22 protein-coding genes are annotated in these 23411 nt (G+C 33.9%); 10 read left to right on the top strand and 12 right to left on the bottom strand.

The genetic code is table 11. The annotated features are described in order from the left end of the window. Positions 1-59 precede the first annotated feature (59 nt). From lipB to B0M43_RS09870, 3 genes are all read right to left on the bottom strand, one after another. On the bottom strand, positions 60-758 hold the full coding sequence (gene lipB / locus B0M43_RS09880) for a lipoyl(octanoyl) transferase LipB (RefSeq protein ID WP_065448338.1): 699 nt from the start codon (positions 756-758) through the stop codon (positions 60-62). A gap of 5 nt (positions 759-763) precedes the next feature. Beyond that, the gene (locus B0M43_RS09875; protein WP_078008500.1) at positions 764-1507 is read right to left on the bottom strand and encodes a hypothetical protein; all 744 of its coding nucleotides are present in this window, start codon (positions 1505-1507) and stop codon (positions 764-766) included. 86 nt (positions 1508-1593) lie between these two features. Continuing rightward, positions 1594-2325, bottom strand: a complete 732-nt coding sequence (locus B0M43_RS09870) for a hypothetical protein (protein ID WP_078008501.1) — start codon at positions 2323-2325, stop codon at positions 1594-1596. A 372-nt stretch (positions 2326-2697) separates the two neighbouring features. On the opposite strand from B0M43_RS09870, the gene lysS reads away from it, so the two are divergent. Beyond that, the gene (lysS, locus tag B0M43_RS09865) at positions 2698-4401 is read left to right on the top strand and encodes a lysine--tRNA ligase (RefSeq protein ID WP_078008502.1); all 1704 of its coding nucleotides are present in this window, start codon (positions 2698-2700) and stop codon (positions 4399-4401) included. 372 nt (positions 4402-4773) lie between these two features. Here the strand turns inward: lysS and B0M43_RS09860 are convergent, their stop codons facing one another. The 4 genes from B0M43_RS09860 to B0M43_RS09845 all read right to left on the bottom strand — a co-directional run bounded on the left by B0M43_RS09860 (position 4774) and on the right by B0M43_RS09845 (position 7863). Continuing rightward, positions 4774-5376, bottom strand: a complete 603-nt coding sequence (locus B0M43_RS09860; protein ID WP_078008503.1) for a hypothetical protein — start codon at positions 5374-5376, stop codon at positions 4774-4776. A gap of 29 nt (positions 5377-5405) precedes the next feature. Continuing rightward, positions 5406-6431, bottom strand: coding sequence for a 2-hydroxyacid dehydrogenase (locus B0M43_RS09855; RefSeq protein WP_078008504.1), 1026 nt, complete (start codon positions 6429-6431; stop codon positions 5406-5408). A gap of 85 nt (positions 6432-6516) precedes the next feature. Continuing rightward, entirely contained in the window at positions 6517-6933 is a 417-nt protein-coding gene (locus B0M43_RS09850) for a hypothetical protein (RefSeq protein ID WP_078008505.1), read from the bottom strand. A 6-nt stretch (positions 6934-6939) separates the two neighbouring features. Then, positions 6940-7863 (bottom strand): DUF4274 domain-containing protein, encoded by a 924-nt coding sequence (locus B0M43_RS09845; RefSeq protein WP_078008506.1) that lies wholly within the window; start codon positions 7861-7863, stop codon positions 6940-6942. Between the two features lie 234 nt (positions 7864-8097). Here B0M43_RS09845 and B0M43_RS09840 point away from each other — a divergent pair, with 234 nt between their 5' ends. From B0M43_RS09840 to B0M43_RS09825, 4 genes are all read left to right on the top strand, one after another. Continuing rightward, positions 8098-8529, top strand: coding sequence for a hypothetical protein (locus B0M43_RS09840; RefSeq protein ID WP_078008507.1), 432 nt, complete (start codon positions 8098-8100; stop codon positions 8527-8529). Positions 8530-8694: 165 nt separating this feature from the next. Then, positions 8695-9435, top strand: a complete 741-nt coding sequence (locus B0M43_RS24730; RefSeq protein WP_243397538.1) for a hypothetical protein — start codon at positions 8695-8697, stop codon at positions 9433-9435. A gap of 69 nt (positions 9436-9504) precedes the next feature. After that, entirely contained in the window at positions 9505-10038 is a 534-nt protein-coding gene (locus tag B0M43_RS09830; protein WP_078005728.1) for a helix-turn-helix domain-containing protein, read from the top strand. Beyond that, entirely contained in the window at positions 10038-10871 is an 834-nt protein-coding gene (locus B0M43_RS09825; RefSeq protein ID WP_078005729.1) for an IS3 family transposase, read from the top strand. Before B0M43_RS09830 ends, B0M43_RS09825 begins: the two co-directional genes overlap by 1 nt. A gap of 65 nt (positions 10872-10936) precedes the next feature. On the opposite strand, the gene B0M43_RS09820 is transcribed toward B0M43_RS09825, so the two are convergent. The 5 genes from B0M43_RS09820 to B0M43_RS09800 form a co-directional block, all read right to left on the bottom strand. After that, on the bottom strand, positions 10937-13411 hold the full coding sequence (locus B0M43_RS09820; protein ID WP_078008508.1) for a zinc-dependent metalloprotease: 2475 nt from the start codon (positions 13409-13411) through the stop codon (positions 10937-10939). 174 nt (positions 13412-13585) lie between these two features. Next, positions 13586-14872 carry a glutamate-1-semialdehyde 2,1-aminomutase gene (gene hemL, locus B0M43_RS09815; protein WP_078008509.1) on the bottom strand — a complete coding sequence of 429 codons (1287 nt, stop codon included), beginning with the start codon at positions 14870-14872 and terminating at the stop codon, positions 13586-13588. Positions 14873-14999: 127 nt separating this feature from the next. Further along, positions 15000-15893: a glucosaminidase domain-containing protein gene (locus B0M43_RS09810; protein ID WP_078008510.1), complete on the bottom strand. Its 894-nt coding sequence runs from the start codon at positions 15891-15893 to the stop codon at positions 15000-15002. Continuing rightward, positions 15886-16782: a 1-aminocyclopropane-1-carboxylate deaminase/D-cysteine desulfhydrase gene (locus B0M43_RS09805; protein WP_123921841.1), complete on the bottom strand. Its 897-nt coding sequence runs from the start codon at positions 16780-16782 to the stop codon at positions 15886-15888. Before B0M43_RS09805 ends, B0M43_RS09810 begins: the two co-directional genes overlap by 8 nt. A gap of 8 nt (positions 16783-16790) precedes the next feature. Then, positions 16791-17126: a hypothetical protein gene (locus tag B0M43_RS09800; RefSeq protein WP_065448324.1), complete on the bottom strand. Its 336-nt coding sequence runs from the start codon at positions 17124-17126 to the stop codon at positions 16791-16793. A gap of 110 nt (positions 17127-17236) precedes the next feature. Here B0M43_RS09800 and B0M43_RS09795 point away from each other — a divergent pair, with 110 nt between their 5' ends. The 5 genes from B0M43_RS09795 to ilvA all read left to right on the top strand — a co-directional run bounded on the left by B0M43_RS09795 (position 17237) and on the right by ilvA (position 23401). Then, positions 17237-17419, top strand: coding sequence for a DUF5522 domain-containing protein (locus tag B0M43_RS09795; protein ID WP_059115986.1), 183 nt, complete (start codon positions 17237-17239; stop codon positions 17417-17419). Positions 17420-17612: 193 nt separating this feature from the next. Next, complete coding sequence (locus B0M43_RS09790; RefSeq protein ID WP_078008692.1) at positions 17613-18587, top strand: D-glycerate dehydrogenase; 975 nt, start codon at positions 17613-17615, stop codon at positions 18585-18587. A 569-nt stretch (positions 18588-19156) separates the two neighbouring features. Continuing rightward, positions 19157-21133, top strand: a complete 1977-nt coding sequence (locus B0M43_RS09785) for a urocanate hydratase (RefSeq protein ID WP_078008512.1) — start codon at positions 19157-19159, stop codon at positions 21131-21133. Between the two features lie 65 nt (positions 21134-21198). Then, the gene (locus B0M43_RS09780; protein WP_078008513.1) at positions 21199-21738 is read left to right on the top strand and encodes a DUF4136 domain-containing protein; all 540 of its coding nucleotides are present in this window, start codon (positions 21199-21201) and stop codon (positions 21736-21738) included. A 418-nt stretch (positions 21739-22156) separates the two neighbouring features. Next, positions 22157-23401 (top strand): threonine ammonia-lyase IlvA, encoded by a 1245-nt coding sequence (gene ilvA, locus B0M43_RS09775; RefSeq protein WP_078008514.1) that lies wholly within the window; start codon positions 22157-22159, stop codon positions 23399-23401. The last annotated feature ends 10 nt before the right edge of the window (positions 23402-23411 follow it).

Raw genomic sequence — 23411 nt, 5'->3', positions numbered from 1 at the left:
TAAAAAAATGTATTTCTCTCGTACTCTCACAAATAAAAATCTATTCAATTAAAAGTTCATCAAACGAATTCTGCCTCAAACAAATGGGTCAAATGTTTTACTATTTTAGCCTTTACTTCGGCTTCATCGACTTTTTCTACGCCAAGTTCTACTTGTAGAGAAGTAACGCCTTTACCGCGAATACCACACGGAATAATGTTGTCAAAATATCCTAAATCAACATTTACATTTAAGGCAAATCCGTGCATGGTTACCCAGCGTGAAGCGCGTACTCCAAGCGCACAAATCTTTCGTGCAAAGGGAGTTCCAGCATCGAGCCAAACTCCGGTTTCGCCTTCGCTTCGTCCGCATTTTAAGCCGTATTCTTCTAAAGTCAGGATGATAGCTTCTTCCAGAAAACGTAAGTATTTATGAATGTCTGTAAAGAAATTTTCTAAATCCAGAATGGGATAACCTACAATTTGTCCCGGGCCGTGATACGTAATATCGCCGCCACGATTGATTTTATAAAAAGTGGCTCCTTTTGCTTCGAGCTGTTTTTCGTTTAATAAAAGATTTTCAAGATCTCCGCTTTTACCCAAAGTATACACATGCGGATGTTCTACAAAAAGTAAATAATTAGGCGTTGGCAAATCAAGTTCTTCTCTTCGGTTTTTGATTTTTAAGTCGACTATGTCTTTAAAAATTTCTTCCTGATATTCCCAGGTCGATTTATAGTCTTTACTTCCTAAATCCTGAAGTTGAATTTTTTTATTCATTTTAATTATTTTTCAAACTCTACATCAAAGTTAAGTTTGTCAGGATTCTCCATATAATCCGTAAAAGGGTATTGAATTGTAATTGATTTTCGATCCTCGCTAAACAAAGCATTTGGGTTCGATACTTTTTTTATTTTCTTAGGAAAATGGTATTTTATAATATAGTTTGAAGATGCAAAAATCATTTTAGACATATCTGCCGTAGAATCTTTTGCTTTTTCAGCCACTTTTTGTTTATCGATAACAGCTTTACGGGTAAATTTCTTTCCGTCGTAGGTATAGCTTAATTTACTATTATTATCTCCTAAGCCTTTCCCAAAAGGTGTCGAAGCATTTGCTCCGCCTTCTAATTTTTGAAGCGCGCTCAAAGATTGCAATGCATCCTGCAACTCATTTACGTTTTTAAAGTCAGTCGAAATGGTCATTAAAAACTCTTTTTTCTCGCCATTCATTTTGGTGTTTACTACAAAATTTTCGAGTTTTTTAAGTTCTTTCTGGGCTTCCGGAGACAGTTTTGCAATACTGTCTTTTTTTTCTTCAAACAATTGCTTGAAGGTAAAAGTAGAATCTATATTCTTTTTGGCATCAGGTCCCAGCTGGTCACCGGCCATCGCCATTAAAGACGAACCATCCATATCTACAGAAAACTTTCCGGTTCCGTTATCGTTTACATATATATTTTCAGTTAATGTGCAGCTCGTTAATGTTGCTAATACAAAACAAAAACTAAGTAACTTGTATAATTTCATAATGGCTAATTTTTTATCAAAGATACGAAGACTATTTTATTTTTTAAGATTCTAAGAAACTAAGGTTCTAAGATACTAAGACAACACTATTCAAGGTCTTTTTGCTCTAAGACCACTTCGAGATTCGTTATTTCATGATTTTGTAAACAATCTGAAAGTTGAAATTCTAATGTCATTGTTTTTTTATCGGCACTGATAACTGCTTTTTCGTTTGAAACCGATTTTATTTCTCTTGGAAAATGATATTTTAAAGTATACGACTGCGCTAATTTATACTTAGCATACATTTTTTTTCTTTCTTCCAGCATTTTTCGATCCTTGTCAAACTTTTGCTGATCAACAATTACCAGATTTCTTTTGAAAGTAAATCCATCGAAAGTATATTTTATTCTAAAGGATTCTTTTGAAACCGGATAATTTTCTTTTAAAGAACTTGCCAAACTAATACTCTCGTAAAGATTAGGTATTTCTTCTATTTTTTTAAAGTCAGAAGAAATTATATTAAAATTTTCCATTTGAACGGGATCTACTTTAATATGCATTTTTACGTTGGCATGTTCCTGAAACAATGCCTGATCTGCTTTATTAAATTTCACAAATGTGGTGGCATATTTTGTTATGTAATCCTGAAAAACAAATAAGGTATCTGTAAATTTCTCAGAATTAGCATAAGGACGTCCTAATTGCAAATAACTATTTTCGTCACGTAATTGAAAAATTTCAATAGTTCCGCTTCCGTCTGGGTTTATTTTTATAGTTTCTGTGATCTGACAGCTTGAGACTAAAATTAAGAGCAGAAAGGCTTTTATGATTTTCATTTTCTTGAAAGTTTCTGAGGTTCTGAATTGCTAAGATACTGAGGTTTTTTTGTTTGTCATTGCGAGGAACGAAGCAATCTCATTTTGATTGTCTATTTCTTTTTTACCTCAATTTGATTTAGATCGTGTGATTGCTTCGTTCCTCGCAATGACAAACACCCCAACTAATACATCTTTTGAAAACTGAAATTTCTAATTTAGCCCCGATAGAAGCGGTATCCTTTTTTGCTTTTTCGGCAAAAAAGATACAAGTGAATAGCGGGACAAAAGGTCTTTGAAATGCATTAAATTACTGCTTCAAAAAATCTAAAACCTGCATTCTGAAATCTACATTCTTTTCTTTATCTTTGCGCACTTAAAAAAGAGCACAAAATGGCATTATCAGAACAAGAAATCATCCGAAGAGAAAAACTTCAAAACTTACGCAACTTAGGAATCAATCCTTATCCGGCTAATCTTTTTCCTGTAAATCATACTTCGAAGCAGGTGAAGGAATCTTTTGAAGAGGGTAAGAAGGTGATCGTTGCCGGACGTTTAATGAGTGTTCGTGATCAGGGGAAAGCTTGTTTTGCTGAATTGCAGGATAGCGAAGGTCGTATACAATTGTATGTGAATCGCGATGTTTTGTGTGAAGGTGATGATAAAACTTTATACAATACGGTATTTAAAAAACTAACTGATTTAGGTGACTTTATTGGTGTTGAAGGTGAATTGTTTACTACAAAAGTAGGCGCGCAATGTATTCGTGTTGACGGATTTACTTTCTTGAGCAAAACTTTACGTCCGTTGCCTTTGCCAAAAGTAGATGAAGAAGGAAACGTACACGATGCTTTTAATGATCCTGAATTACGTTACAGAATGCGTTATGTAGATTTAACTGTGAATCCACAAGTAAAGGAAAACTTTATCAAACGTACAAAGTTGTATACTGCAATGCGTGGTTATTTTAACGATGCAGGATATCTTGAAGTTGAAACTCCGGTTTTACAATCGATTCCTGGTGGAGCTGCGGCGAGACCTTTTATCACGCACCATAATTCGCTTGACATTCCGCTTTATATGCGTATTGCAAACGAATTGTATTTGAAAAGATTAATTGTTGGTGGATTTGATGGTGTTTATGAATTCTCGAAAAACTTTAGAAATGAAGGTATGGACAGAACGCATAATCCTGAATTTACCGCTATGGAAATATATGTAGCCTACAAAGACTACAACTGGATGATGGAATTTGCTGAAGGTTTGCTTGAGCATTGTGCCATCGCTGTAAACGGAACCAGCGAAGTTACTTTTGGTGAACACCAAATTAACTTTAAAGCGCCGTATGCTCGTGTTACAATGACAGATTCTATCAAACATTTTACCGGTTTTGATATCTCTGGAAAAAGCGAAGAAGAATTGTTCGAAGCTGCCAGAGGTATGGGAATTGACGTTGATAAAACAATGGGGAAAGGAAAACTGATTGATGAGATTTTTGGCGCTAAATGCGAAGGGAATTATATTCAGCCAACTTTTATTACTGATTATCCTAAAGAAATGTCGCCTCTTTGTAAAGAGCACCGCGATAATCCAGATCTTACTGAACGTTTTGAATTGATGGTTTGTGGTAAAGAAATTGCAAATGCTTATTCTGAACTAAATGACCCAATTGATCAGCGTGAGCGTTTTGAAGACCAAATGCGTTTGGCTGAAAAAGGTGATGATGAAGCAAACGGTGTTATTGATGAAGATTTCTTAAGAGCATTAGAATATGGTATGCCGCCAACATCCGGAATGGGAATTGGTATGGACCGTTTGATTATGTACTTAACAAACAACGCATCGATTCAGGAAGTTTTATTGTTCCCGCAAATGCGTCCGGAGAAAAAACAAGCTCAGATTGAATTGTCTGATGAAGAAAAATTCATCGTAGATTTATTGAAAGGAAATGAAAATAAAATGGATCTTCAGCAACTAAAAATTACTGCTAATTTAAGCGGTAAAAAATGGGATGCTTCTATGAAAAACTTATCTAAACACGGTTTGACTAAAGTTGCTGTTGAGGGTGAGTTTAAATTTGTGGAATTGGTGGAGTAAATTTTAAAATTCCAAATTTTTAAAATTGCTTTGCATGTTCGCTAACGCTGGGGTCCAAATTCCAAAAATTGTTACCTAATAATATTCAAACCCGACAGATTCTTAAAAATTTGTCGGGTTTTTATTTTATATACCTTGCTTTAAAAAAGTCGAATTGATTCAGAACGAATAGAAATATTCCGTTAGGAATATCTCATCGGTAGAAAAAAATATTGTTTTTGTATGGTGTGTCCTGTAGGGACACCTGTTTTTTTACAGAAATAAAACATCTGCTTCGTTAATCAAACGTTCCTACGGAACGTATAACCATATTTCAATTTTAATTCTACCGAGCACACATTCCTACGGAATGATTTTTTTATAATAATCTGATTAAAACGAATACTTCTCTAATTTCTTTCCCTGAATATCTAAAACCTTGGTATTTTCTTTAGGAGTTTCTCCTTTCCAAATTTCCTGAACGGATGGGTTTGACGGGTATTTGCCGTTTTTCATTTTTATGAGATGAAATTTTCCACCGGTTTCGAATATAAGATCGTAAAACTTTTCAGATGCTGAAGTGGTAACGAGAATCGGGAAATCGGTTACGGTAAACTTATTGATTAAACTTCCGTCATTATTTAGGATGTAACCCGAACAACCTCCGCTTCCGCAGAAATAAGGATTAGAGAAACCAACAAAATATTCGTCTTTTTTATCGTTATTCAAATCGAAAGCTTCGTAGTAAAAAAATCTGTCTTCTTTTGTCATTGCAGGAAGATCTGTCTTTAATAGAATATTCAATTGTTTTCGAATCAATTCGACTGCTTTATCATCTTTTGCAGGAGCATCGCTTACATCTGCCGTTCCCGCAACGGTTTTGGATAAGGTATCTTCAGCAATTGTTTTGATGATACTTTTTGAGTCGGTTTTATCTTTGTTTTGGCATGACATCATTCCCAGAATCATAACTGCCAGTAAAAGTTTATTTTTCATAATTTTTCTTTTTAAAGTTTAAGATTCATTTAAACCAGCAAAGCTGCTTTATTTTCAATATCATTATGGGTTAGCAAAGATTTTATATTACTGAAAGTAACCAAAGCAATCTGAGTTAAAGCTTCATTGGTAAAAAAAGCCTGATGCGCCGTAACCAAAACATTAGGAAAACTCATTAAACGCTGAATCGCATCGTCCTGAATAATATCTGCAGAAAGATCTCTAAAGAATAGTTTTTCTTCCTGCTCGTAAACATCGATTCCAAGATATCCAATTTTACCCTCTTTTAAACCTTCAATAACACAAGCTGTTTCTATTAATCCGCCACGACTTGTATTGATAATCATAACGCTGTCTTTCATTTCGTCGATAGACTTCTTATTAATGATATGCTTAGTTTGCTCGTTTAATGGGCAATGCAAAGAAATAATGTCGCTCGATTTAAAGATTTCTTCAAGAGAAACAAATTTAACTCCGTCTTTTATCATTTCATCATTGGTGACAATATCATACGCGAGCACTTTGCATCCAAAACCTAAAGCGATTTTCGCAAAAGCTTTTCCGATATTTCCCGTCCCAATAATTCCGATTGTTTTTCCGAATAAATCAAAACCTAATAATCCGTTTAGGGAAAAATTTTGCTCTCTAACTCGGTTGTAAGCTTTATGCGTTTTTCTGTTTAAAGTCAGAATCATCGCAATCGCATGTTCTGCAACTGCCTGAGGCGAATATGCCGGAACGCGACATACTTTTATATTGTATTTTTTAGCGGATTCTAAATCGACATTATTAAAACCGGCACAACGCAATGCAATGATTTTTACACCTTTTTCTGCCAATTGTTTAATCACGGCTTCATTGACAATATCGTTTACAAAAACACAAACTATAGTAGCTTTTTCGATCAAAATTACCGTTTGAGGATTTAGTTGTGTTTCGAAAAAATCCAATTCAAAACCAAAATCTTCATTGTACTTATTAAAGAAAGATTTATCATAAGGCTGTGTTGAAAAAAAGGCAATTTTAGTATTATTTGGTGTGGCATCTAAACTCATAATCGTTTGTTTTTGGTTTTAACTTCTTGTATTACTAAAGTAAGCAATTAATTCTGAAGTAATTTTCTGATCATGAAAAATCAACTTATTTTGGATATTCTTTACCATGCGCTATAATAATTCCGTCTTTTGGATGCAGACAAGAAACATCATAATCTAAACTCGTCAATATTTTTAAACCATCAATAGGCTCTACTTTGTTTTGACCATTCCAGCCCATTTTTAAACCATATAAAATAAATTCTCTAATATATTTAGGCCTGTTTAAATTGACAACTTCCTCATCTTTTGTAGATAATTTGCTCAATTTCATACCCGTACTTAAAGGATTTCCTGCATATGTATCTTCCCATGTAATAAAATTAATTTGCAATGGAGTTTGCTTAAAATTTTCTAAGAATACCGTTATTTTAAATGTTGCTATCTCTATACTACCTCCAAATCCTGTGACGGATTTATACAGATATACATTTTCTTCGACAGTAATTTTTCTTAATGCCATCAGTTATTATATTCTAAATTTTAAATGATCTGTACTAAAAAGCAAACCAATACCGCTGTAAGGATCTTTTTTCAAATCATAAAAATTATTGACTCCTGACAAATCCTGATATAAATCTGAAATTATCGAAGATTGCTGAAATCCATCTATTGTATGGTTTATAATAGTATCTGCCAAACACGTTAATTCTTTTGTAGCGTTTGTAACTCCTAGATTATTTCCGGTTTCCCAATCCCAAATTATCCAATCCCAGTTGTGTTTTTTATGAACGCAATCCATCCATAAATAAGAGAGATTCTTAATTTTTACCTTCCCTAATTCTTTTGTTTTCCAATATTCAACACTTTCAATTATAGCGTTAATGGTGTCATGCATTTTATCATAAACAAAATCAGGATTTGAAATTTGAATGATTTTTACAGCATCTACAATCTTCGTATTAATCGTTTTCAACTCCTTTTCGTTGGGATTTCTTAAAAAAGCAAACTCGATATCTTGTCTTTCGAAAACAGTTCCTGGTGATTTTTTCAGCATTTCTGCCGGAATACATGTTGTATTAGAATTTTCATCTAAAAACTCTTCTTTAGGATCAAAAGAAAAATTATCCTCTTCATAAAACCCGGAAATATATCTTTCTTCAATTTCTTTTATTAATGGATAACTTTCATAATTGATGTCTTTTTTTATGTCTTCTTCGCTTTTGAATTTACAGAAATAATCCGGCTGCAACATCCAATACAAACAAAGCGCTGTTCCTTTATCCAGATGTTTTTGTTTGCTGATCCATAGAAAAGGCTCGATTCCGTCATCATAATTCCAATGCTGTACAAATTGATGCAATTCGGCAGCATTTAATTTTTGATACGACATTTCTCCGTTTACAGCTTTAAGAACTCGGTTTTTATTTTTCTTATTAAATAATTCTTCCATATTGTATTCTGGTAATTCTATTTTGAAATTTTTAATACACTAACAAATTTAAAACCTATTCGTGTAAAATAGCATATCCTGGATCATTAAAGTAATTAAAAAAACCATTGCAAATCAGGATACAATATTGCTAATCGCTTTTTCGTTTGTTAAATTAACTACAATTCTGATTATCAGATTAAACCTATTCAATTTGATAAAGTCTAATTACTATAACAATTAAAAACGTACATCATGAAAAAATTATTTATCGCAGCTTTACTATTCGTTGGAGTAGTAAGTTTTGCACAAGAAGCAGATCAGGCACCTAATCGTGAACCAAGAGAAAGACAAACTCCGGAACAACGTAATGAGAAACAGTTAAAAAAAATAACTACCGAATTAAATTTAGATGCGAATCAACAAGCTCAGGTAAAACAACTTTTAGCGGACCGAAGTGCTAAAGCCGAAAAATTGAGAGCAGAACGAAAAGACCGAAAAGAAAAACCTACTGCAGCGGAAAGAGAAGCTTTTAAAAATGAATTAAAAGCTGAAAAAGACGCAAATGATGCAAAAATGAAAGCGATCCTAAATGCAGACCAATACAAAAAATGGACTTCTATTCAGGAAGAAAAAAGAGATAAGGCAAAAGAAAAAATGAAAGAATACCAAAAAGAAAACAACTAATAACGGTTACAAAAAGAGGCTTGAATGGCCTCTTTTTTATTTTACATGCTATTTTATGCTTTCATTAATAGTTTCTGTTAATTAAAAGACAAATCTTACAATCTGATTAAACCTAGCAAACTTCTTGAAGTCTAATCGATATAAACCTTTTAAAAAAAACGAATTATGAAAAAATTATTTATCGCAGCTTTATTGTTCGTTGGAATGGTAAGTTTTGCACAAGACATCAATCAGAAAGCTACACGTGATCAAAGAGAAAAATTAACTCCGGAACAACGTAATGAGAAACATTTGCAAAAGCTAACTTCTGAATTGAATTTAGATACAAAACAACAAGCGCAAGTAAAACAATTATTAGCCGAAAGATCTGCTAAAGGAGAAAAGTTCAGAGAAGCCAATAAAGATCGCAAAACAAAACCAACTGCGACAGAAAGAGAAGCCTTTAAAAAGCAAATGGAAACTGAAAAAGCTGCAAACGATGCTAAAATGAAAGCTATTTTAAATGCGGATCAATACACAAAATGGACCGCTTTGAAAAAAGATCACAAAGGCAAAAGAGATCACAAAGGTCATAGAGATATGAAATCTCCGCAAGAACGTGATCAGGCACATTTGCAAAAATTAACAACTGAGTTAAACCTAAACGCAGATCAGCAAAAACAAGTTGGTCAACTTTTATCTGACAGAAGTACTAAAATGGAAATGCTGAAAAAAAGCCGTGGAGAAAACGCTGCAGCACCAACTGACGCAGAGAAAAAAGCCATGAAAAAACAAATGGAAGAAGATCACAAAGCGACTGATGCCAAAATGAAATCTATTTTGAATGCTGATCAATATAAAAAATGGACAGCGATTCAAAAAGAACACAAAGATAAAATGAAAGATCACAGAAAAGATAAAATGTAATTGAGATCAAAAAAAAAGAGGCTTTTTGAACTGCCCCCAAAAAGTTAGACACTATTTGGGGGCATTTTTATGGAAAGAAAAGTCAAGTACAATTGTGAATTTAAACTTCGTTGTGTAGAAGAAGTTTTGAAAAGACATAATTCGGTTAAAGGCACAGCTAGAGCAAACAAGATAGCTGAAAGCAACCTTACGTGCTGGATTAGCCGCTATAATGAATTTGGAATTGAAGGTCTTTTTCCAAGGCAAAAAAATAAAGTTTATACTGCAGACTTTAAATTAAAAGTGATACAAACCATTGAAAATAAGTCTTTATCTTTGGATGAAGCCTGCTTGATTTTCAAAATTCCAGCGCAGTCAACCATAATAAGCTGGCAAAGAAAATATGCAAAAGATGATTTGGCAGGTTTAGAACTTAAATCACGTGGTAGACCAGCAGTTATGAATTTTAAGAGAAAGCAACGAAAAACAGACAAACCTCTAACCAGGGAAGAGGAACTCTTAAAGGAGTTAGAGTACCTGCGCGCTGAGAATGAAATTCTAAAAAAGTTCAACGCCTTAGTTCAAGCCGAGCAAGCCAATCAAAACAAAAAGCTCAAACCATAATGGAATTAAGGCATAAGTATGATTTAGATCTTTTACTAAATTGTATGAACATGGTTAGAAGTACGTATTATTATTATGAAAAGAAAGGTCAGGCAATCGATAAATATCAAGAGATAAAAGATTTAATTAAACAGATTTACAATTATCATAAAGGTAGATTAGGATATAGACGTATTACTCTATTAATCAAAAAAGAGGGGATTTTAATTAATCACAAAACAGTGCTTCGATTGATGAAATTTTTAGGATTAAAAAGTTTAATCAGAATCAAGAAGTACAGATCGTATAAAGGAGAGCAGGGAAAGATAGCTCCTAATCTACTACAGCGCAATTTTAAAGCTGATAGACCTAACCAGAAATGGGCAACCGATGTGACTGAATTTAATGTTTCTGGCAATAAATTGTACTTATCGCCGATAATTGATCTGTTTAATGGAGAGATAATTAGCTATGAATTATCACAAAGACCAGTGTTTAATCAAGTTTTAAATATGCTTGAAAAAGCATTTAAAAAAATACCCGATAATACTAATCTGACTCTGCATTCTGACCAAGGCTGGCAGTATCAAATGAAACAATACCACCATTTATTAAAGAAAAAAGGAATTAAACAAAGTATGTCCAGAAAAGGTAATTGTCTTGATAATGCGATAATTGAAAACTTCTTTGGAATATTAAAATCAGAGTTGTTTTATCTTAAAAAATACACTTCCATTAATCAATTGAAACAAGAGATTGTTGAGTATATAAATTATTATAATAATGACAGAATTAAACTTAATCTAAAAGGAATGAGCCCGATACAATATCGAGCTCATTATTATAAAACTTAATTATTAATTTGTCTAAACTTTTGGGTGCAGTCTATTTATAGCCTCTTTTTTGATTTTATACATTTTTATTTCGGATTTAAAATCAAATCGATTCGCTTGATACAATCTTCATAATGGTATTTTGTTTCTGTATTTACGGGTCTTGATTTTGCTGCTAAAAGTGTAGTTTTTAATGCAGTCAATTCGCCGCGAACCAAAGCCCTTACATCAGATTGTGCTACATTAAAATAAATTGCAGATCTGTCTGTTGGTTTAATTTCTTCGGTCATTAATGCACCCATTCTATCAATATAACCTCTTTGCAAATTTCTTCTGTATATTGTTACATTCGCTGGCGTGGCCGCTTCTTTCCAGATTCCTTTTCGGGTATCTTTTAATAAATCCAAAGCTTTATACGTATCTGTACCCAGGATTTCATTATCTATTAATCTACCAATATGGCCAATACTCAATAAATTATTTAAATGTCTCACCTGCAAAGCTCTAAATCTTTCTGTGTAACCGGCAACATCTGTATTCTTTAAAGTAGTTAGGTTTACAATCCAGGTTGGCGAAGCAAAAGCATTGTTTTGTAGCCAGTTCATTGCCTCTATTTGTTTTGCTTTTGGAACCACTTCATAAATGTTTCCGGATTGATTTGGCTTTTTAGTATTTTCATAAACTCCGCCAACATTCGTTACAACGTGACCTACATATCGGCTCCAGACATCCAGCATTTCTTTATACAATTCATCTAAATCTCCGTAATTATTGGTCACATTGCTTGTCCATTCGTTTAAATGTGCTGCAACATATTCCAGATTTTTCATTCCGTACGAACTTGCTTTCATCGAATTATTCCCAATATCTTCTGTTTGCGAAGTTGGGTCAAAAGCACTGCTTTGTTTCCCAAACTTAAAAACAGGATTTCCGGCTTTCTCTACAATCCATTTGTCTAAAACCGAAACTTCATCTTCAGGAGACTTAGCATTCAGAATTACTCTGTATCCCCAATTCAAAGCATAATGATCGTACGCTCCCATTTTACGAATAAATCGAATATTTTTATCATCTGGCTGAGCGATATAATTAAAACGGGCATAATCCATAATACTGGCCGAGATTCCGTTTTCTTGCGTAAAATCTCCATTTCTGTAACTCTCAACATCATAAGCACAACTTGCACCCATATTATGAGGAAATCCTAAAGCGTGACCTACTTCATGAGCAATTACCATTCGCATCATTTCTCCCATTTCTTCATCACTGGTTTGTAAAGTTCTGGCGGAAGGATTTGCTGCTCCGGTTTCGAGCAAGTAGCGGTTCCTGTACGAACGCAAATGATTGTGATACCAGATAACATCACTTTCGATAATTTCTCCGGTTCTTGGGTCAGACACACTTGGACCAACGGCATTGCGGGTTGTACTCGCTACATAACGAATTACAGAATAGCGAATATCTTCCGGACTAAAATCAGGATCTTCCTCTTTTGTTGGAGCATCTTTGGCAATAATGGCATTTTTAAAACCGGCTGTTTCAAAAGGTTTTTGCCATTCTTCGATTCCTTGTTTAATATATTTTTTTAATTTTTCAGGCGTTGCAGGATCTAAATAATAAACAATTGGTTTTAAAGGTTCCACCAACTCTCCTCTGTTATAAGCTTCGGGATCTTTAGGTTCTAATCTCCAGCGACGAATGTATGTTTTAAGGTCAGATTTTAACTCATTACTTCCGTAATCGTATTGACTTACAGTAAACCATCCTACTCTGGAATCTGCTAATCTTGGTTTCATTGGCACTTCGGGCAATAAAACCATCGATTGATTCATCTGAATACTAATTGACTCTGTACCTTCTAACATTGATGGTTTCGAAGCATTATAAGTCATATCCTGAATTACTTCGATATTCATCGGGAAACTTTTAATGGTATTGATAAAACTTCTGGAATCATCCAATCCTTTTACTTTGTATGTTTCGCGCATTTCTGCCGATATTCCGCTAATGGCTTTTACATCTGAACTGTAAAATTTAGTAACATCAATAACTGTGTTCGCTGAGTCTTTACTAAAAGCTACAATATCAAAAGCAAACAATGTTGGCTCATAATTATTTGATTTAACCGAAATACTAATAGGCAAAGTATCACTGGCAACCGCATTATAAGATTTTGATTTGATGAGAATTTTATCCTGAAAACGCTGCCAGACTATTAATTGTTCGTTAGTTTCAGAACCGGCGTTTACATATCCCCCACCTAAATTGGAAGGCAATTTTGAAAGTCTGCTTACTAAAAGCATGTCTTTATCTAAATACTTATTTGGAATCTCGAAGTAGTATTTTTTATCGACTTTATGAACAGTAAAAAGTCCAGGATCAGAAACAGCATCTTTAGTAATAACTTTACCATATTCTTTAATTGCAGATTCTGATTTTTTCTCTGGCGGGGCAACTGCAGACTCTCCTTTTTTAGTTTCTTTCTTTTTAGATTGTGCAAATTGTTTAGTAGAAAACAGTATAAAAACTGTCATTGTAATTAAAATGAAAAATTTCTTCATTTATTGTAGATTTAGTATTTATTTGATAAACAAAAATAATTTTTATTCTAAATATATGCAGGAAAACATGCTTATTAACTTTTCATTAACTAATTATAAAACGATAATAAAAAAGGTTCAACTTTAATTAAAAAGCTGAACCTTAACTGAAAAATGTCTTTTAGTTTTTAAGATTTAAAATGTCTTTGAAACTTTATCAATTGCATTAATGGTAAAATCTAAATCTTCATACGTTAATGCATCTGTAATAAACCAGGTTTCATATGCAGATGGTGCAATGTATACACCTTCGTTTAACAAACCGTGAAAAAATTTCTTAAATGTATCGTTATCTCCCTTTGCAGCTGTTTGAAAATCAACCACAGGATTAGCATCAAAATGTACCGAAATCATAGAACCTACTCTATTGATGGTAAAAGCAACATTATTCGCTTTTAAAACTTTATCAACACCTGCTTCAAGATAAGCTGTTTTTTCTTCTAAACGGGTAAAAATTTCACGATCATTATCAAGTGCCTGTAACATTACCAATCCTGCAGCCATTGCTAACGGATTTCCCGATAATGTCCCTGCCTGATAAACCGGACCAAGAGGTGCCAAATAATTCATGATTTCTTCGCGGGCTGCAAAAGCACCAACAGGTAAACCTCCACCAATTACTTTCCCGAAAGTTACAATATCAGCATTGATATTGTACAATTCCTGAACGCCACCACGAGCCAAACGGAAACCTGTCATTACCTCATCAAAAATTAGTAAAATTCCGTTTGCTGTACACAATTCTCTTAATCCTTCTAAGAAACCTTTTTGAGGTGGAATACAACCCATATTTCCGGCAACGGCTTCGATAATAATGGCAGCTATTTCTCCTTTATTCGCTTCGATTAAGGTCTTTACATTCTCTAAATCATTATATTTTGCTAACAAAGTATCTTTTGCAGTTCCTGCTGTAACTCCCGGACTATTAGGCGAACCAAAAGTTACGGCACCACTTCCGGCCTGAATCAAAAATGAATCCGAATGTCCGTGGTAGCAACCTGCAAATTTGATGATTTTATCTCTTTTCGTAAATCCGCGAGCCAGACGAATCGCGCTCATACAAGCTTCTGTACCTGAATTTACAAATCTTATTTTATCAATATTCGGAACCATAGAAACCGCCAAGGCAGCAATTTGAGTTTCTAATTCAGTTGGCATTCCAAATGAAGTTCCCAACTTTGCTTTTTCAATCACAGCATCAACAACTGGCTGATATGCATGGCCTAAAACCATTGGTCCCCATGAGTTGATGTAATCTATTAATTTATTTCCGTCCTCATCATACAAATAAGCACCTTTGGCACTTTTTACAAAAATAGGAGTTCCCCCAACCGCTTTAAAGGCTCTAACTGGTGAATTTACTCCTCCCGGAATTACTTTTTCTGCTTCAGCAAAAAGCTGACTACTTCTTTTATATAACATTTTTATATTTTAGATTTTAGAGTTCTGATTTTAGATTATAAACTGCGAACTCTATTTTAAAATTTGAATTTTAGATTTTTGAATACTTTCAAACTGAGACTGAAAACCGACAATGAAAACTAAAAACTTATTTCACTTTCAATCGCTGCCCAATAGAAATTGCATTGTCTGAAAGATTATTTTTTTGCTTTAAATCGTCAACCAATACGTTGAATTTTTTTGAAATAGAATACAAGGTATCTCCTTTTTGAACTTCGTATAAATTTGGATCGTTCGAATTTGAATTTGAAGAAACCGGTTTTGTCGAACTTTTAGTCGAGGCAGCGACTGTTTTACTTATTGGAACATAATTTCTTCCGGTAATCAAACAATCATATTGATGCAGATTATAACGCTCAATATAACTGATTAATTTATCAGGATAATTAGGATCTGTAGCGTAACCTGCAGCTCTTAATCCTTTTGCCCAGGATTTATAATCGTCTTTTTCGTAAGTAAACAGCTTTTCATATCGCTTTTTCCCAACCAAAAATAAAGCATGATCTCTGTAAGAATCTGCTGCTTGCGGATATTTTCTAAAACATTCCTGAGCCGAATCATCGTCATGACGCACACTTTCGCCCAGCCACTCTTTATGACATTTAATTCCGAAATGATTATTCGCATCAACAGCTAAATCTCCTTTTCCTGCGCCCGATTCTAAAATTCCCTGAGCTAAAATAATACTCGCCGGAATTCCGTACGTTTTCATGTTTCCCATTGCAATATCCTTGTATTGCAAAACATAATTATTGATTAAATCGCTGGTGACAACAGTTTTTGAAGTAGATTGAATAACCTCAGTTGTATTATTTGTCGAAGGGTAATTTTTAACTGTTGGTTTAACAGGAGTACTTCTTTTGGCTGCCGCTGTCCTAGTTTGAACTGCTGCAGCTTTTTTGGTCGTCGCGATGGCAGGCTTACTAGATGAGCAGCTTGCTAAAGCTAATATTACGAGAAGTAATACAATTTTTTTAATCATTGTTCTTGAGTATTGGTAATTTTTTCTGCTTCAACTTTATATTCATTCCGTCAATTCCCTGCAATCCGCCGGTGTGAATGAGTAAAATTTTTGAATGGTCAGGAAAATAATTTTTGCTGATTAAATCTATAACGCCAAAAACCATCTTTCCTGTATAAATTGGATCTAAGGGCACTTTTGTTTCTTTCAAAAAAGCATTAATAAATTCAACTAATTCTAAATTTATCTTGCCATAACCTCCAAAATGATAGTCAGAAATTAAATTCCAGTTATCTTGTTTGGCAAAAATACGAATTTCATTGGTTAAAAAGTCACCTTTTAACGCCGGAAACCCTAAAACTTTCTGATTTGGCAAGGCACTATTGATCAAACCGGAGATTGTTCCGCCTGTACCAACTGCACAGCAAACGTAATTAAAGTTGGTATCTTGACCTGTTAAAATCTCTTCACAGCCTTTTACAGCGAGTTCATTTGTACCGCCTTCCGGTACCAAATAAAAATCGCCAAACTTCTCTTTTAGTTTTTCGATAAAGGAAATTTCCGTTTTATACCTATATTCTTCCCGGGTTACAAATTCAAATTGCATTCCGTTTTCCTGAGCGAATTTCAGAGTTGGATTTTCTTCAATTTTATCAAAAAGTTCATCGCCGCGAATAACACCAATTGTTCTAAAGCCCTGTTCCTTCCCCGCATAAGCCACCGCGGCAATGTGGTTCGAAAAAGCTCCGCCAAAAGTTAGCAATGTTGCTTTATTTTCGGCTTTCGCCTGAAGTAAATTGTATTTTAATTTTCTTAATTTATTCCCTGAAATAAAGGGATGGTTGAGATCATCTCTTTTTATAGTCAGTGAAATATGATTAGGAAAACTGATAGGAATTTCCTGATTCAAAATCTATTTTATTTTAAAGTTATGTAATTCAAAAAACCAAAAAAAGATCGGTTTTTCAAATAATTTAAATCCGTTTCATTTGCATACGCTTCTCTTTCAAAACTTATATTTCTATAAGCCAAATCTTTATTTTTATATTGCAGTAACCTGATGGCATATTCTAAAATATAAAAGATATAAAAAGGTAAAATCAATAATTCTAATTGTTGTCTCAAATGAATTTTTTCATGATTGACAAAAACAGGATTATCTTTATCAAAATCATATTTTAAAATTACAAACGGAAATACAGCCATTCCGCGATATCCTTTCGGGATTAAATATTTAGCAACAATTAGAAACATTCGCTGTAAAATTTATAAATTTGTAGATAAAAAATGTTCGATTTCATTAAAATCACAATCAAATTCGTTTATTTGATTTTAGAAAAGAAACATGAACCCTATGCAGATTTATGAAAGAGCAAAGTAATGAAAATAAACTAATCGAAGGCGAAGATTTTTACTATACGCCCGAAGGTTATAAATGTTTTACCGAAAAACACCATTTAAAACGCGGTTATTGCTGCAAAAGTGGTTGCCGTCATTGTCCGTATGGATTTGATAAAAAAACAGGACGAATAAATAAACCGTTATAACATTACGCAATTATTTTAACACATAGAAACATAGCCAATAGAAATGTAAAAAGGCGTTTCACTTTATCAAAATACACATAGCTATGTGAAAGAAACTAGTTCTTTTTTGCAATCTTTTAAAGCATAAAAAACCTATGTTTCTATGTGTTTAATTTTTTTACAAATTACCCAACAGATCAAAAAACAATACAAAATGAAGGTTTTTATAAATAAAAATATACCAGAAGCAGGCATTTTATTACTTCAGGAAAAAGGCATTAGCATTACCGTAAATCCAACAGAAAATGTATTGTCAAAAAATGAGTTTATAAAAATCTGTCAGGAAAATGATGTTTTACTAAACGTTGGAGCCAATAATCTGGATGAAGATTTTTTTCAGCAATGTCCTAATTTAAAAGGAATCGCTTTATTTTCTGTCGGATTTGATGCTGTCAATATTCCATCGGCTAATAAAAGAAAAATTCCTGTTGGCAACACGCCTGATGTTTTAAGCAGAGCCACATCAGATATTGCTTTTTTATTGATGCAAAGTGTTGCCCGAAAATCATTTTACAATCACAAAAAAATTATAAACGGAAAATGGGAAGGCTTTAATGCTTTAGAAAATTTAGGACAGGAACTCTACGGCAAAACATTAGGAATATTTGGTTTGGGAAGAATTGGTTTTGAAATGGCTCAGAAATGTAAAGCTGCATTTGGAATGAAAATCATTTATCACAATCGTTCTCATAATGAAAATGCCGAAAAAGAACTTGATGCTAAATATGTAGATTTTGAAACTTTACTTTCACAAAGTGATGTTTTGAGCGTTCATTCGAATTATAGCGAAGAAAACAACAAACTCTTTAATAAAGATACTTTTGCTAAAATGAAATCCAATGCTATTTTCATCAATACAGCAAGAGGAAAATTTCATAACGAAGACGATTTGTTTGATGCCCTGACAAATAATATTATCTGGGGCGCCGGACTTGACGTTACCAATCCGGAACCTATGAAAAAAGACAATCCGTTATTATCATTGCCAAATTGTTGTATTTTACCGCATATTGGTTCTGCAACATATGAAGCCCGAAATGCAATGGCTATTTGTGCCGCACAAAATATAATAGCGCTTTCTGAAAATAAAAAAATGCCATTTTGTGTTAATGAAGAGGTTTATATTTAGACTTCTTAGACTATTAAATCTTTTCGTTGCCTATAAAATCAAACAATTTCTAAAATCTGAATTCTAAAATCTAAATATTTATATGGATATTCTCTTGCGAAAATTTAGGATTAAAATCCACAAATCGTATCACAGGTCGGATATTCGTTATCCCTAGTTTAATTAGAAAATGTGGCAATATGGAAATTAGATAATTTAAATAAATTCCAAATTTTAAATTCCAAATTCCAATTGCATCAATTAATATTCCGCTCCTCTGGAGCTTTTATGAAATGACGCATATTGTTTTCTATAAATATTACGCCTTTCCAAGGCTAGGAAAACTGCATTAGGAGTGGCATATGTATAGAATAAAACATTCTCGCGACTTTGAGCTCCGGCGGAGCGATATAATTAAACATAATAATTTCAGATGTTGAATTTTACGTTTACAAAAATCTAAAATCAACAATCTAAAATTTGATCTCCAGCGGAGCGACATAATAAAAAAACAAAAAATTAATCTGTTGTTAATCTAACTAAAATACCTTAGCGTCTTAGAATCTTAGCAACTTAGCATCTCTAAAAAAATGACTTTTCAAGAACAAATACAACAAGGAATTCCGTCAATATTACCGCCAAAGGCAACTTACGATTTAGCGATTAACCACGCTCCAAAACGAAAAGAAATTCTTTCGGCCGAAGAAAAAAAACTGGCTTTAAAAAATGCATTGCGCTATTTTGAACCAAAACATCACGCTGAATTAATTGCTGAATTTTCAGAAGAATTAGAAAAGTACGGTCGTATATATATGTATCGTTTACGTCCAGATTACAAAATGTACGCAAGACCAATTGACGAATATCCAGGAAAATCATTGCAGGCAAAAGCAATTATGCACATGATTCAAAACAATCTTGATTACGCTGTGGCGCAGCATCCTCATGAATTGATTACGTACGGCGGAAACGGAGCTGTTTTTCAAAACTGGGCACAGTATTTATTGACGATGCAATATTTGTCTGAAATGACGGATGAGCAGACTTTAACAATGTATTCCGGACATCCAATGGGATTATTTCCTTCGCACAAAGAAGCACCAAGAGTTGTCGTTACCAACGGAATGGTAATCCCGAATTACTCCAAACCTGACGATTGGGAAAAAATGAATGCTTTGGGCGTTTCACAATACGGACAAATGACGGCGGGAAGTTATATGTATATTGGCCCGCAGGGAATTGTACACGGAACTACGATTACGGTTTTGAACGGTTTCAGAAAAATAAAACTAAATCCTGAAGGAAATTTATTCGTAACTTCAGGACTTGGCGGAATGTCTGGCGCGCAGCCAAAAGCAGGAAATATTGCGGGTTGTATTACGGTTTGCGCCGAAGTGAATCCGAAGATTACCAAAATTCGCCACGAACAAGGGTGGATAAATGAAATCGTAACTTCGACAGAAGAATTGGTTAAGAGAGTCAATTCGGCGAAAGCCAATAAAGAAGTGGTTTCGATTGCCTATTTAGGAAATGTGGTGGATGTTTGGGAATGTTTCGATAAAGAAAACATCAAAATTGATTTAGGTTCAGACCAGACTTCATTGCATAATCCGTGGGCGGGCGGTTATTATCCAGCTGGAATTTCCTTTGAAGAAGCGAATGAAATGATGGCGAATAATCCTGAATTATTCAAAGAAAAAGTACAGGAATCTTTACGCCGACAAGCAAGAGCAATCAACAAACACACCGCAAAAGGAATGTATTTTTTTGATTACGGAAATGCTTTTTTATTGGAAGCTTCTCGTGCGGGAGCTGATGTAATGGCTGAAAATAATATCGATTTTAAATATCCAAGTTACGTTCAGGACATTATGGGACCAATGTGTTTTGATTACGGTTTTGGTCCTTTCCGTTGGGTTTGTACTTCAGGAAAACCAGAAGATTTACAAAAAACAGATAACATCGCCAGTCAGGTTTTGGAAGAATTGGCAAAAACGGCTCCAAATGAAATTCAGCAGCAAATGCAGGATAATATTAAATGGATTAAGGGTGCGCAAGAAAATAAATTGGTGGTTGGTTCTCAAGCCAGAATTCTTTATGCTGATGCTGAAGGACGAGTTAAGATTGCCGAAGCTTTTAACCAAGCCATTGCAAAAGGCGAAATTGGCACTGTTGTTTTGGGTCGTGATCATCATGACGTTTCGGGAACAGATTCTCCTTACAGAGAAACTTCAAACATTTATGACGGGTCCCGTTTTACAGCCGATATGGCCATTCAAAACGTGATTGGTGACAGCTTTAGAGGTGCAACCTGGGTGTCTATTCATAATGGCGGCGGAGTTGGATGGGGAGAGGTTATAAACGGCGGATTTGGTATGGTTCTTGATGGTTCTAAAGAGGCTTCAAAGCGTTTAGCTTCAATGCTTTTCTGGGATGTGAATAACGGAATTTCAAGACGAAGCTGGGCTCGAAATGAAGGTGCTGTTTTTGCCATAAAAAGAGCAATGGAAGTTGAGCCGTTATTAAAGGTAACTTTACCTAATATTGTAGATGAAAATCTATTTTAGACAAAGAGGGCTTCGACTCCGCTCAGCCTGACAAAATGAACAAGAACATTAAAATTTTTAAACATATGAAAACATTCAAATTAGTACCCGTTTTTTTGCTTTTGATACTAGCCTCATGCAGCACGGTAAGTGTATATTCTGATTACGATAAAAACGTAGATTTCGCGCCATATAAGACGTACGCTTTTTTTAAGCCCGGAATTGATAAGGTTGAAATTTCTGATTTGGATAAAAGACGTATCCTACATGCCATAGAAGAAGAAATGCAGGCCAAAGGTTTTACAAAAAGCGAAAATCCTGATTTATTAGTAAACATTTTTACTAAATCGAGAGAACAAGTAAACGTAAACCAATTTAGCGCCGGATGGGGTTACGGTTGGGGTTGGGGATGGAATCCTTACATGATGTACGGAGGAAACCAAACTACGGTATCAACTTCTACAGAAGGAACTTTATTCATTGACTTAATCGATGCTAAAAAGAAAGAAATGATCTGGCAAGGTGAAGGAATTGGAACTTTAACCAAAAACATCGACAAAAAAGATGCTAGAGTAAAAGAAATTGTATCTAAGGTTTTAGCGCAATATCCTCCGGTTAAGAAATAATTAGTCGCAGTTTTCAAGTGACCGTTTTCAGTTTTTTATAAAAACTAAATAAAGTTGATGAGTACTTCGCAAAATATTAATACATTTGCGATTCAATTATCTGAAATGAAAAACTTAAATATCATTATTATCTCTATTAACATTATTGCTATTCAGCATTAATGGTGAGGTATTATATAAATAAGTAAACAAAATACAATTTATTAAACCTCCCAAATCGGGAGGTTTTTTTATTTTATCAATTAAAAAACAACCACAAATTACACATATTTTCACAAATTATTTTCCTGTGTTTAGTAAATAAATTAGCGGAAATTTGTGCAATTTGTGGTAAAAACAAAAGCTATATTTTTCTAGCCGCAGATTAAAAATCTTTTTAAATCATTTAATCTGTGGCAAAAATTAAAAAACAAACAAAATGAATTTATTTAACGAAGTACTTGCTGCAAAAAAGCAACTCGAAAATGTAGTTGCCGCTACTCCACTCACTCAAAATTTGAATCTGTCAGACGAGTTTCAATCGACTATTTTATTGAAACGGGAAGATTTACAAATAGTGCGGTCGTACAAAATTAGAGGCGCTTATAACAAAATTTCGTCGTTGAATGAAAAAGAAAAAGCAACCGGAATTGTTTGTGCGAGTGCCGGAAATCATGCGCAGGGTGTCGCTTATTCCTGCCATCTTTTGCAAATAAAGGGCAAAATTTACATGCCAAAAACAACCCCAAAACAAAAGGTAAAACAAGTACAATTGTTTGGAAAATCTTTTGTAGAAATTGTGTTAACCGGAGACACTTTTGATGATGCCTATGCTTCTGCAATGGCAGACGCTATCAAAAACCATAAAATATTTATTCATCCTTTTGATGATGAAAAAGTAATTGCCGGCCAGGGAACTGTAGGATTAGAAATTCTGGAAAGTTATAAAGAACCCATCGATTATATTTTTGTTCCAATTGGTGGTGGCGGGCTGGCTTCTGGTTTATCTGAAGTTTTTAGACATTTAAGTCCAAATACCAAAATCATTGGAGTTGAACCAAAAGGAGCTCCTTCGATGAAAACTTCTATTGAAGAAAATAAAAATACAGCTTTAAAAACTATTGATAAATTTGTTGATGGTGCCGCTGTAAAACAAGTTGGTGATAAAACATTTGAAATCTGCCGTTATAATCTGGAAGATATTATTTTGGTTCCCGAAGGAAAAGTATGTACGACAATTTTGCGTTTGTATAACGAAGAAGCAATGGTTGTTGAACCTGCTGGTGCATTAACAATTGCTGCTTTGGATTTTTACAAGGATCAAATAAAAGGCAAAACAGTTGTTTGTGTAGTAAGCGGAAGCAATAATGATATCGAAAGAACTGCCGAAATAAAAGAGCGTTCTTTATTATATGAAGGTTTAATGCATTATTTTATGATTCAGTTTCCGCAGCGTCCGGGCGCTTTAAAAGAATTTGTGAATAATATTCTGGGACCTGATGATGACATCACTTATTTTCAGTTTGCAAAAAAAACAAGTCGCGAAATGGGTTCTGTTGTTGTTGGTTTAGAATTAAAAAACAAAAAAGATATTAAGGCAATTAAAATGAATATGACCAAAAATGGTTTCGAATTTCAATACTTAAATGACAATCAGGATTTGTTTACACAACTGATTGGATAAAACAAAAGGC

Source organism: Flavobacterium sp. KBS0721 (genome assembly GCF_002007065.3).
GTDB classification, from domain to species: Bacteria; Bacteroidota; Bacteroidia; order Flavobacteriales; family Flavobacteriaceae; genus Flavobacterium; species Flavobacterium piscis.
This window is presented reverse-complemented; position numbering and strand designations above follow the sequence as displayed.